Genomic DNA, 13,391 nt, shown 5'->3' with positions numbered 1-13,391 from the left:
TACACAAGGAAGGGAAAACAAAAAATGAATGAAGTAGAAATATATTTCAATGCGGAAAAAAACGAAAGTCTATTATTTATCCTTGTAGGCTTTATCGCATGTTCGATATCCTTGTATTATTTCTTAAAATTACGGCAGCCTTTCTATATTGGAATTGGATATGCTTTTACTACAATCGCATTGATCCAAGTTACTGTTGGAATATCTGTATATGTTCGCAGTCCTAAAGATATTGTGAGAGTGAAAAATGTATTGCAGAATAACACGAATGAACTTCAGGCTGAAGAAATTCCAAGAATGAATAGAGTGATGAAAAACTTCGTTCTCTATCGTTGGATAGAAATAGCTTTAATTTTCATTGGCATACTGCTGATCTTTGCCATGAAAGAAGCATCAGTCTGGTCAGGTGTTGGCCTTGGGCTCATGGTGCAATCAGGTTTTATGCTGCTTCTTGACCACTTTGCGGAGAGTAGGGGGAAAATATACTTGGAATATTTAGAACAGATCATAAAGTAAATGAATATCGCAATATTGAAATGACCTTAGCGTTTACTCCGGAGATGGTATGAAGTGTTTCATAATTTCAATGCTTGTCACTGTTTCGATGCTCTTTCCTCAAACTTCCCGATATTCTGAAGTTCTTGATAAATGCGATGATGCTGCCCAATGGCTTCCGTTTCAATCAATAGGTGTGGAAGTACATCACGGAATTGTTGACGATGCGGTAAAGTTTGATGTCAATTTCCCAAAGGGCTCAGGATTCGCCGGTATTGTAAGAACGTTCAATGAATCGCTTCCGGAAAATTATGAGATCTCATTTTTAATGAAAGCGACCGTTCCAGTCAACAATTTTGAAATCAAGGTGAGCAGTGACAGCACTGGGGAGAATATCTGGTGGGTCAATAATAAAAACTATTCTTATCCATCGGATTGGAAACGGATTGTCGTCAAAAAACGGCATCTCAGTTATGCATGGGGAACAGGGTTTGCACCTTTTCCTTCGAAATTAGCACGATTAGAAATTGTTGTTACTGCCGGCACTGGTGGAAAAGGGAGTGTGTGGATTGATAATGTTACGTTAACCGAGTTGCCTTCTCTCCCGAAAATAGTTCCTCAAATTTCTGTCTCCGCCTCTTCATACCAAAAAAACACTGGGAGCCCGTCAAATATTCTTCCAATGAAAAAGGGTATGTGGATAAGTAAATCGAACAAGAATGAGTGGATTGAGCTCAACTTGAATTATGAAAAAGAGTTTGGCGCCATCAATCTTGTGTGGGATACATCAATGAAATCACTCACGTATGATATTCTTACGTCGTTTGATGGGAAAAAATACGATATGCTGTATTCTATCATTAATGGAAAAACCGGAACCGTACTGCATTACCTTCCTGAATCCGAAGCAACGTTTGTAAAATTGAATTTGAAAGAAAACTCCGCTCGACTTCCTTTTACATTGGAGGAATGTGAAATAATCTCCAGCGAATCTATCTCAACTCCGAATCACTATTTCGAACGTGTTGCATCATCATCTCCAGCGGGATTGTTTCCTCGATATTTCCTTAAGCAACAGTCGTATTGGACCGTCGTCGGTGTTCCTTCCGACACACGGGAGGCACTCTTGAGTGAAGATGGTGCGATTGAAATTGATCGGCAAAAGCTTTCCATTGAACCGTTTGTCATTCTTAATGATGGAAACAAGATACTGCACTGGGCAAACGGATCGAATACCCAATACTTGGAAATGAATTATCTGCCAGTTCCGACAGTGGTACGGACGTATGAAGATATTTCGTTGCGCATCACTACTCTTGCGGATGGTGAACCGGAACATTCGTCGATATTGACACAGTACGTACTAAAAAATACATCACCGAAAGAACAAAAAGGATCATTCTATATAGCGATGCGGCCATTTCAAGTGAATCCGACATCGCAATGGTTAAATTATGATGGCGGATTTGCAAAAATTATGAAGATGAATGTTTCTGAAAATCATGCATCGATAGATGAAAAAATGGTTTACGTTTCGGGAACTCCCACTGCTTCGGGAGTATCAGCGATTGAACAGGGAGACATTACAGATTTCGTTGCACATCACTCAATTCCGTCCGCTCATACTTCGGTACAAAAAAATGGTATGATATCCGGTGCTTTTCAATATTCCTTCAATCTAAAATCTGGTGATTCGCTTGTTGTTATTGCTGCTGTCCCATTTACACCTGCCGGAAATAGATGGGAGAATACACAGCCGACAATAGAAGAATTCCAAAGTGCCTTTACGAGAGTTACTGCATATTGGAAGAAATTACTTAACACAGTGAAATTTTCTGTAAACCCGGAAGCTCAACATTATGTTGATCTCATCCGCTCTAATCTGGCATATATTCTTATCAATAAAGATAAATTTGGATTCCAGCCCGGATCACGATCGTACGAGCGATCATGGATTCGAGACGGTTCGATGACCTCCGATGCATTATTGAAATTAGGTATCACCGAAGAACCAAAAAATTATCTGCAATGGTACGCCAGCTATCAATACGAAAGCGGAGCTGTTCCATGCGTTGTTGATACTCGCGGTCCGGATCCTGTTCCGGAGCATGACAGTCATGGACAACTGATTTTTGCCTGCATGGAATATTTTCGCTTTACCAATGACACAACATTTCTGCGCGATCGATGGAAGAATATTGTTGCTGCTGTGGAGTATATCCAATCGCTTCGTGCGCAGCGAATGACGCAAGAATATAGGAATGGGAATGATGAAAAAAGAGCGTTATATGGATTGGTGACAGAATCGATCAGTCACGAAGGATATTCCGATAAAGCAATGCATTCGTATTGGGATGATTTTTTCGTGTTAAAAGGATTAAAAGATGCGTCTGCTGCTGCATCAATATTAGGAAAGAAAACAATTGCACACACATATGACAGTCTTGCAAAAGCATTTCGAGCCGATCTTTACGCATCCATCACACTGGCAATGAAAAATAAGAATATTTCCTACATCCCCGGATGTGTGGAAAAAGGGGATTTCGATGCAACGTCGACTTCCATTGCACTATTTCCTAACGGAGAAATGAAATATGTTCCCCAACCTGCGTACAATGCAACGTTTGATAAATATTTTGAGTGGTTTGTTCAACGGGAGAAGAACGAGGTTGCTTGGGATGCATACACACCATATGAAATTCGAAACGTCGGAACATTCATCTATCTTGGACAAAAAGAACGGGCACATTTTCTGTTGGAATATTTTATGAAGGATCAGCGTCCACTGGGATGGAACCATTGGGCTGAAGTTGTTGCCAATGGTTACCGCACCATGCGCTTCATCGGCGATATGCCACACACATGGGTCGGTTCGGATTATATCAATGCCATACGAGCAATGTTTGTGTATGAAATTGATGACGATCATTCGATCGTTGTGGGTGCGGGGTTAAAGGATTCTTGGATTAAGGAAGGATTGTCCGTTCAAAATCTTCCAACGCATTATGGAAATCTTTCATATTCAATTTCATCACTACCGTTAGGTATCGTTCAATTAAATCTCTCCGGAACTATTGACGGGAAAAAAACACCGATTATGATTCCTGAAAAACTATTGTCAACACAACTTAAAAAAGCATTTGTTGATGGAATCGAAACGCTTCCGGTAAATGGTTACATCGTAGTCACACACCTTCCCGCCTCAATAGATTTGCACTATTGAATCTGTTTTGGATAATTGAAAGATAGTTCAAACCGCAATATTGTAATAAAAAAACCTCTAATGATCATTGGAGGTTTTTTAGTTTGTCTCAGATTTATATTCTATTATTTCCCCATCGCCAGAATAGCATCCTCTCGTTTATTTTCCGTTAAAAAGATTGTTGAAAGTTTTGTTACCAGAAAAATGTTCGAGATGCTTTTATTAACATTGCACAAAATTAATTTCCCGCCGCGGGCTGAAAGAGTTGAATGCGATACGGTCAAAACACCGATTGCTGAAGAATTAAGGTATTCCACCCCACCAAGATCTAAAATAACCTTTACCTTCCCTTTTTCCATAAACGAATTGAGGGCACTCTTCAATTCATCTGTTTCCGTCCCACCAATGAGTGATCCTTTTGGTTCCAGAATGACCACATTTCCGTCATCCATTGTTGTGGATTTAATATTCATTGTTCCTCCGATTGTATTGTAGATTATTTCAACAGATTGTGAGAGTCAAGATATTCAAACTTCTTAAGAAAGCAAAAGTAATAATTCGGATAGATTTGTCTTTGATTATTATCGTATTAACGTTACTTTTGCTCTCATTATAACCGATAAATTTTCTATGACAGACAAACCTCTACATCCTCAACCGGCGGATGCGCTGCAGGATGAAGTACGAAGACTGCGCCGTGCTGTTGAAGAACTTTCCATCCTTAATGATATTGCGAGAGCTATTAGTGCGTCGTTGAATGCCGAAGAAATTATGCAGACGTTGATTCGAAAATCAATTCGTGCTGTGAACGCCGAACAAGGTGTTATCACATTGGTGGAAGAAGAACAGAAGTCGATGAAGACGCTGATTCGTACCATGGTGAGTTCTGCCGGAGCGCCGGCGTTTCACATGCATCAAGCGTTGATCGGGTGGATGCATTTGAATAAAAAACCGCTGAGCGTTGACGATCCCGGAAATGATCCGCGATTTCGCGGAGTGCAGTGGGATGGAAATATTAAAACATTGCTCTGCGTTCCGTTGATCGTGAAGTCTGAACTGCGCGGCGTGTTAACAGTGTACAACAAAAAAGATGGACAATCGTTTAATACAGACGATCAACGGCTGCTTGCAATCATCTCCGCTCAATCGGCGCAAGTTGTTGAGAATGCGCGATTGATTGAAGAAGAGAAACTGTACATTAAGATGCAGCAAGAGGTGGGGCTCGCCGCGAAAATTCAACGCGACCTTCTGCCGCGAAGCAATCCCGGACTGTTGGGATATGATATCTTTGCGCGGACGATTGCGGCACAATCCATCGGTGGAGATTATTTTGATTTCATCCCGATGAGTGACGGGAGAATGGCGCTCTGTCTTGGAGATGTTTCCGGTAAAGGTCTTCCGGCATCTCTGCTGATGGCAAATCTTCAGGCAACGCTTCGTGGCCAAACATTAGTCTCTCAACAACCTTCCGAGTGTTTACTGCGGTCCAATAAATTATTATATGAAAGTACGAGTCCTGAGAAATTCGCAACATTATTCTATGGACTGATTGATGTGAAACATCACAGCATCCATTATTCCAACGCGGGTCACGATTGGCCGTTTTTAATCGGAACGGATCATTCTATTCGGCGGTTAAAAACCGGAGGACTGATGATTGGTCTTCTGCCGCAGGCGAATTATGAAGATGAAGAAGTTCCGATTCAGATCGGGGACATTCTTGTTATCCAGTCAGACGGCGTCAGCGAGGCGATGAACAGCAATCACGAACAATTTGGTGAAGAACGTCTGCAGGCACTTATTGTAGAACATAAAGAACAAACAGCAGAAGAAATCATTGATACCGTCGTGAAAGAAGTTCGGAAACATGCAGGAACACATCCTCAATCGGACGATATCACGATGATGGTGGTAAAAAGAATTCAATAATTCTCCAATCCATTCTTTGCCGTACGGCTCCGGGAGGAATTAGTTTATGTTTCTTCGAATGGTTTCGATGGGTGTTCAAGCAGAACATTCTGAAGTGTTTGCAAAAGCGTACGATGAGAATGTTATCTCTGTACTTCGGCTCCAGCCGGGATGCAGTTTTGCATCGTTATTGCAGAATATTGACGATCCGAAAGATTGTATCTCTGTCACCATTTGGGAATCAAAAAAAGCGACGGAAGAATACGAACATAGCGGCGTATTCAAGGCTTTGGTCGAATCGCTGAGATCGTTCTATGAAGAATCGAATGAATTCGAATTGAAACTGACTGATGATCTTTCCATCGAATATACTCCGATCCAAAACGACCCCTCCTTAAAACAATTCGACGACAATGACACGGAAAAAAAGTACATCCGGAAGTTCCACATCACTCCATATGCCGCAAAGATTATTACGCTCACCGTTCAACCAGATAAGATCCAGGAATTTCAGGAAATCTTTGCTTCTAAAGTAGTCTCCAAGTTCAGCGAACAGAAAGGTTTCATTCATATTATCCTTCTCAGAAAAGGGAGTGAATTTAACATCATTTCGTTCTGGGATGAAACCATCGATTTGTATGCCGCTGCAGATGAACAATCATTCCGTTCTCTTACAAAAAACGTCTTTGAACTTCTGCCATCATCAGTGCAATGGCAGGTTTCCCATAAAGCATCACGGACCAGTTTTGCAACATCCGAAGAAATAAAAGCATCAGTATACCGCTGCTTGACCGGTGAGTGGTTCTCGAAATGAATTTATATTCAATACGGCATGACTCTCTGCTGATCAAAAGGCCTTCTTTTATATCAAAGTAGAAGCAGAGTCGGACATTTGGCAGGCAACGATACAGTGATCGTTGAAAAATCAATGGTCATCATTCATTCACCAATTATCAGGAGGTAGTTATGATTATCGTGCGAAATACATTTCAGATGAAGTTTGGTCATGCAAAAGATGTAAAAGCTTTAATTGCGGAAGGAAGAGAATTGATGAAACAACACGGACAACCTGAATCACGGTACATGATGGACGTAACCGGAAAATTTTATACGCTTGAGATGGAATTAAAATTCGAGAATCTAGCTGCATATGAAAAGAATTCTTTGGAAACGATGTCGTCGATGGAGTTTGGAGCCTGGTATGGCAAATTTATGGCGCATATCGATTCAGGACATAGGGAAATATTTTCGGTTGTAGAATAATTGATCCATGAAAATGCTATCCCATCAATCTAAGATTTTGTAATTAATGGAACAGTCTACAAGGAATGCAAAAGGATGTTATGATGAAGCGTTGATGTATTCTTGCTTCTCCGAAGGATAAGAAGAAATGAACCGTGGACAGTCGCCTCGTGAGATCAGGCAATAAGGAATGTGTTACTCGAAGCGTGTACCTGGGATGAGCCCTTCGGGATCAGTTCTTGAAAAATGTAACATCCCCGAAGGGGATGAAGATATGAACCGAGGGCAACGCCCTAGGGAAATAATGATCACTATCAGTATGTTACCCTGAAGGGGTAACATAAAAACAAACTATGCCACAATCATTATCCAAAGTATTACTTCATATAGTTTTTTCAACGAAAAATCGACACCCCTTTTTGGTTGATAAAAATATACGTGAAGAGATGCATGCATATCTCGGCGGAACATGTAACAATCTTGAATGTCCGGTTTTGATTGTAGGCGGAATTGCTGATCATGTGCATATTCTTTGTTTGCTCTCTCGGAATCAATCAATGGCAACCATTGTGGGTGAAATGAAACGCAGTTCTTCAAAGTGGATTAAAACGAAAAGTCCACTATTAAACAAATTCGCTTGGCAAAATGGCTATGGTGCTTTCTCTGTTGGACAATCCGACGTTCAGCGTGTAAGAAAATATATTGCAAATCAAGAAGAGCATCATAGAAAAAGAACGTTTCAGGAAGAGTATAGGATATTTTTAGAAGAGAATGAAATCGAATATGACGAACGGTATGTATGGGATTAATATCTTTATTTCACCCATTCAGGGTTCGTTGAAATTTGTGAACAAGAACTGTCGGGGCGTCGCCCCGACCTTGTCGAGATGACCCCTTCGGGGTGATATGTTGTGAAGCGAATGTTTCTTAAGGGTAATTGCAATCATGATCTGTAAAATCCCGTTCCAATTATCCATCGGAACGAGGATTCCGTTTCGAACATTATTCGAGACGGGGCAATTTCATCCTAAATATAAAAACTTATGATAGGGCATGTAATTTCGCATTACAAAATACTTGAAAAGCTGGGTGAAGGAGGAATGGGCGTAGTTTACAAAGCCCAAGACACCAAGCTTGACCGCTACGTCGCACTCAAGTTCCTTCCTGCACATGTAGCAAAATCCGAACAAGAAAAATCACGGTTTTTCCAAGAAGCGAAATCTGCTTCGGCATTGAATCATCCCAATGTATGTACGATTTACGGTATCGACGAAGCAAATGACATGCAGTTCATTGAAATGGAGCTGGTTGAAGGTGTAACACTGTGGGATAAAGTTGATGCCGCAAGTCCTCTCACCATAAAACAGGTAGTTGAGTACGGTATTCAAATCAGTGAAGCTCTTCACGAAGCACACAGTAAAGGGATTATTCACCGCGATATCAAAGCGGAGAATATCATGGTCAACTCCAAGAACCAGATTAAAGTGATGGATTTTGGTCTGGCAAAACTAAAAGGTTCGCTGAAACTGACCAGAACATCTAGCACCATAGGTACGTTAGCCTACATGTCCCCCGAGCAAATCCAAGGGATTGAGGCCGATATACGTTCCGATATTTTTTCGTACGGTGTTGTCCTGTTTGAAATGACAACAGGAAAAATGCCGTTCCGTGGCGAGCATGAAGCGGCGGTGATGTATTCCATTGTCAACGAAGAACCGGAACTTGCAACGAAATATCGTAGTGATATTCCTAATGAACTTCTTCATATTCTCAAAAAGTCGCTGGAGAAAGATCCGGAAGACCGTTACCAATCCATGTCCGAGATCATTGTTGATCTTCGCCGCTTGAAGAAAGAATCGACTCGGATTGTACGAACGAAAGAATTTCAGACTCCAGATATACCGAAAAAGCCGCGGCCTGATCAGTCGGAACAGCAAATGAGGTTGTCAAAACGGACACTCTTGTTCAGCGCTATAGGAATTGCAGTATTGCTCGCGGGAATTTTCTTTCAAAACTCGATTCGTTCTCTTTTTGCACACGACGAAAAGAAAGTGATTGTTGTACTCCCATTCGAAAATCTCGGACCAAATGATAAGGATTATTTCGTAGACGGAATGACCGATGAAGTGACAAGCAGGTTGTCAGGATTATCCGGATTGAAAGTGATCGCCCGTTCCAGTGCTGTTCAGTACAAAAAAACTGCGAAGACGCTGAAACAGATTGGTGATGAACTTGGTGTGAATTATGTTTTGCAGGGGACAGTCCGTTGGGAAACAGTCGACGGAAAAACGAATGTTCGAGTGAATCCGACATTGATCAGAGTAGAAGATGAGACGCAAGCTTGGTCGATCTCTATGGAATCAGTTCTCTCCAGCGCATTTAAGCTTCAATCGGATATCGCCAGCCGTGTTGCCGGAGCGATGGATGTTGCTTTGGGAACGGTAGAAAAAAAATCACTCGAAACTTCTTTGACGGAAAATTCTGAAGCATATGATTATTATCTGAAAGCTATAGAATATTCAAATAGGAGTGTTTCGAAGTCCGACCAGGAAATTGCTATACAATTATTGGAACGTGCAATTCGTCTTGATCCAAAATTTGCAGCAGCGTTTGCTAAACTTGCAAAGATTCATGCAACGATGTACTGGTTCTTCTATGATCGCACTGAAAAACGTGTCGAACAATCACGCGCTGCAGGAGAAAGAGCAACAGAACTTGCACCACAGCTTTCCGAATCACATGAAGCAATGGGATGGTATTATTATCATACCAAACTTGACTATTCAAAGGCATTGGGAGAATTCTCTCTTGCTCTTTCCTATCGACCAAGTAATTCTACCGTATACTATGGCATTGCAGCAGTGATGCGTCGTCAGGGAAATATGCGCGGTTCCATTGAAGCATTTGAAAAATCAATCGAAAGCAATCCGCGTGCTGCTGACCTAATTCGACAGCTTGGAGAAACACAGGTTCTTGCTCGGGAGTATGAAAAAGCAAGCCGAAATTTTGACAAATCACTGGAACTGTCCCCCGATATAACCGGCACATATCAGGATATGGTAAGGAATCTTTTGGCGTGGAAAGCTGATCTTGAAGGTTCACGTCGCACCGTTGAACAGGCCCGCAGGATCGGAAAAATTAATGAAACGGAGTTCATCATTGACTATCTGGAGTACGACGTTGAATTAATAGCGCGAAATTTTCAAGCCGCAAAAAAAGTGATCGACCAGGTGAATACGAAGGAATTTTTGAACGATCAATTCGGATATGCACCAACAAGCCTTCTCCGTGCACAGATGGAACATATCCGCGGGAATGAAACGCTCGCAAAACAATATTATGACAGCGCCGTTGCCTACATTCGTGTTCAACTCAAGACCAATCCGGCCGATGAACGGTTCTATAGTGCCCTTGGCCTTGCGTACGCCGGGATCGGACGCAAGAACGATGCGATAACAGCGGGAGAACGCGGAGTGGAACTTCTACCAATTGAAAAAGAAGCTTGGCGCGGTTCATTTCGCCTTCGTGATCTTGCAAGAATTTATGTCATGGTGGGAGAACAGGAAAAAGCTGTAGATATATTAGAACGGTTGTTATCACTACCGTGTGAAGTAACGGTGCCATTGTTGAAAATAGAACCATGGTGGGAGCCATTGAAGAACAATAAACGGTTTCAGAAATTGGTTTATTAAATTATTGCATTATTGGACTAATGATCAAATGAACCAATTTTAAAAACCACTGATTCAATTACGATAGGTTATAAAAGAATGATAGGTCAAACAATATCCCAATATAAAATTCTTGAAAAGTTAGGCGAAGGTGGGATGGGCGTTGTTTATAAGGCTACCGACACCAAACTTGACCGTTTCGTCGCGCTCAAATTTCTTCCGCAGCATTTATCGGCATCCGAACAAGATAAAGCGAGATTCATTCAGGAAGCCAAATCCGCATCGGCGCTCAATCATCCAAATGTTTGCACCATTCACGATATCTCAGAACACGAGGGTCAATTATTTATCGTGATGGAATTTGTTGATGGGAAATCACTGAAAGATAAAAAAGAACAGCTCGGACAAAAACAAATATTAGAGATCGGTATTCAGGTAGCGGAGGGACTTGCCGCTGCACACGAAAAAGGGATCGTCCACCGCGATATCAAACCAGATAATATCATGATCCGCAAAGATGGTATCGTACAGATCATGGATTTCGGTCTGGCAAAGCTTTTTACATCAGGAAATGTTTCTCGATTGACAAAAGCCGGTACTACAATGGGGACGATGGGTTACATGTCTCCCGAACAAGTGCAGGGACTCGATGTTGATCACCGAACTGATATTTTCTCTCTTGGTGTAGTACTATATGAACTTCTTGCCGGAGAATCTCCGTTCAAAGGTGTACACGAAACGGCGATCATGTATGAGATTGTAAACGTCGACCCCGCACCGATCTCTGCTGTGAAGGAAGGGACTGATCCGGAACTTGACCACATTATTCTTGAATGTCTTCAAAAGGAAAAAGATGACCGATGCCAATCGGCGAAAGAGTTAGCAAAAGATCTTCGGAAGATAAAGAAATCAACCGGACACACAAACAGCAGAGCGTATTCGGTACTGCGTTCAACAAGCCACATTCCTTCAGCGCAAAAAGAAAAATCAATTTCATCCGGCTCGTTCGTCATTGAAGTCATGAATCGGAGATTCGATCTGGCGGCACCTTTTCGTTCATCGGTTATTCCGTGGATTCTTACTGGTGTTCTATCCTTAGCACTACTGTTTACATGGTGGATGTTGCGCCCAACAACTTCTGGAAATTTTATTACAAAATTCACCCTTGATATCGGCGAAGAAAAAATGCTTGATGTTACGGCATATCCTGCTTTGACTATTTCGCATGATGGTTCCAAAGTGGTATTTAAGGCAAACAATAAATTCTATCTGCGTGAATTGAAGTCGATGGATCCCGTTCTCATTCCTGGAATTGAAAATTGCATCTCTCCTTTCTTCTCTCCGGATGACCGTTGGCTTGGATATTTCAGGAACGGGAAGCTTGAAAAAATTTCGTTGAATGGCGGTACTCCTGTTGCAATGACTGAAGCATCGGATAATAGAGGAGGGACATGGAATTCGAAAGGAGAAATTATCTACGCGCCTTCTGCTCAAACCGGATTGTTTCTGATACCGGAAAATGGAGGCGAAGGTAAACAGATCACGAAGATCGATTCTGCCAAGCAAGAGCGTACTCACCGCTGGCCTTCCAGTCTGCCGGACGGCAAACATGTGATATTTACTGTCGGCAAACTTTCGAGTCCCGATTATTATGAAAATGCCAGCATTGATATTGTCAATATCGATACCGGCGAACGAAAACGGATTTTGGAAGGTGCCAGTACTGCGAAATATGTCAATTCAGGTCATCTTCTCTTTTCCCGTTCCGGTGTTTTGTATATCGTACCATTCAATGATGATGATCTTGAAGTATCGGGACAGCCGGTACCTGTAGTTCAAGGAGTGTATAGTGCTACGACCACAGGAATTACCAATTACTCTATTTCTGATAATGGATCACTCGTCTATCTTCCCGGACCGATTGAAGGTGAAAGTAGAAAGATCGTAAAGATCGACATGAAGGGTGCGGTAACGATACTGGATTCATCAGCACATCCGTACATTGAGCCGAGCATTTCGCCCGACAATAAAAAAATTGCCATTGTCATCCGTGATGGGGAAGATTTTGATATCTGGACATTCGATATTGCACGAAGTACGCTCAGCAAATTGACCTTCGGCGGTGTTAACAGGACACCGCACTGGTCGCCGGATGGAAAAACGATCGTCTATATGAAAAGGACAAAAGAAGGAATTAACGGAGTCTTTATGAAACCTTCTGATGGAAGTGGAGACGAAGTGGAAGTGTATGCAGGCAGCGGGAGAAATTATGTCAACTTTTGGTCTCGGGATGGCAAATTCCTTATGATAGATAATTTGACATTGGGTGCTCAGTCCGACCTTCTCGTACTGCCGTTATTAGGGGACAAAACACCCTGGAGGTATTTGGAATCCAAAAAAGATGAATATGAATCTTCCATTTCCCCTGATGGCAAATGGGTTTCGTATATCTGTGATGAATCAGGATCGTATCAGATCTACGTACGACCATTCCCGAAGAAAGAAGGGAAATGGCAGATTTCGTCGGATGTGGCGGAAGAGCCGCGATGGACTCCAGACGGAAAATATTTGCTGTACCGCCGGAATTCTCAATTAATGTCAGTACCGGTCTCTTCTGGAACGACATTCACGGCTGGAGTACCAACGGTGCTGATCGAAAATTTTCCGGCAATGAATGTGGATAGTGGGATCAGTTATGATATTACTTCGGATGGAAAATATATTGTAACAACCCAACCTGTGAAAGGGGTCTCGTTCAAAAATATATCGATTGTTTTGAATTGGACGGATGAAATAAATAAAATGATGGATAGCGAAAAATAAAGCTATTGATTCATTGAATTATTTCAGCATTTGGTCATTGAATCGTGAAT

General features: G+C 41.8%; 9 protein-coding genes. 8 read left to right on the top strand and 1 reads right to left on the bottom strand.

Annotated elements, in window-relative coordinates:
• The first annotated feature begins 24 nt into the window (after positions 1-24).
• Both WDA22_09095 and WDA22_09090 read left to right on the top strand, forming a co-directional pair.
• Positions 25-516 (top strand): hypothetical protein, encoded by a 492-nt coding sequence (locus tag WDA22_09095; GenBank protein ID MFA5833620.1) that lies wholly within the window; start codon positions 25-27, stop codon positions 514-516.
• A 49-nt stretch (positions 517-565) separates the two neighbouring features.
• A complete protein-coding gene (locus tag WDA22_09090) occupies positions 566-3,718 on the top strand; it encodes a discoidin domain-containing protein (protein MFA5833619.1) in 3,153 nt (1,050 codons plus the stop codon).
• Positions 3,719-3,822: 104 nt separating this feature from the next.
• On the opposite strand, the gene WDA22_09085 is transcribed toward WDA22_09090, so the two are convergent.
• Entirely contained in the window at positions 3,823-4,170 is a 348-nt protein-coding gene (locus WDA22_09085) for an STAS domain-containing protein (GenBank protein MFA5833618.1), read from the bottom strand.
• 157 nt (positions 4,171-4,327) lie between these two features.
• Here WDA22_09085 and WDA22_09080 point away from each other — a divergent pair, with 157 nt between their 5' ends.
• The 6 genes from WDA22_09080 to WDA22_09055 all read left to right on the top strand — a co-directional run bounded on the left by WDA22_09080 (position 4,328) and on the right by WDA22_09055 (position 13,341).
• Positions 4,328-5,626, top strand: coding sequence for a GAF domain-containing SpoIIE family protein phosphatase (locus WDA22_09080; GenBank protein ID MFA5833617.1), 1,299 nt, complete (start codon positions 4,328-4,330; stop codon positions 5,624-5,626).
• A gap of 46 nt (positions 5,627-5,672) precedes the next feature.
• A complete protein-coding gene (locus WDA22_09075; protein MFA5833616.1) occupies positions 5,673-6,419 on the top strand; it encodes an antibiotic biosynthesis monooxygenase in 747 nt (248 codons plus the stop codon).
• 152 nt (positions 6,420-6,571) lie between these two features.
• Positions 6,572-6,868, top strand: coding sequence for a hypothetical protein (locus WDA22_09070; GenBank protein MFA5833615.1), 297 nt, complete (start codon positions 6,572-6,574; stop codon positions 6,866-6,868).
• Positions 6,869-7,200: 332 nt separating this feature from the next.
• Positions 7,201-7,656, top strand: coding sequence for an IS200/IS605 family transposase (gene tnpA, locus WDA22_09065; GenBank protein MFA5833614.1), 456 nt, complete (start codon positions 7,201-7,203; stop codon positions 7,654-7,656).
• A gap of 234 nt (positions 7,657-7,890) precedes the next feature.
• Entirely contained in the window at positions 7,891-10,539 is a 2,649-nt protein-coding gene (locus WDA22_09060; GenBank protein ID MFA5833613.1) for a protein kinase, read from the top strand.
• A 78-nt stretch (positions 10,540-10,617) separates the two neighbouring features.
• Positions 10,618-13,341, top strand: a complete 2,724-nt coding sequence (locus WDA22_09055) for a protein kinase (protein MFA5833612.1) — start codon at positions 10,618-10,620, stop codon at positions 13,339-13,341.
• The last annotated feature ends 50 nt before the right edge of the window (positions 13,342-13,391 follow it).

It is taken from the genome of Bacteroidota bacterium (assembly GCA_041658205.1).
Classification (GTDB): domain Bacteria; phylum Bacteroidota; class Ignavibacteria; order UBA10030; family UBA8401; genus UBA8401.
This window is presented reverse-complemented; position numbering and strand designations above follow the sequence as displayed.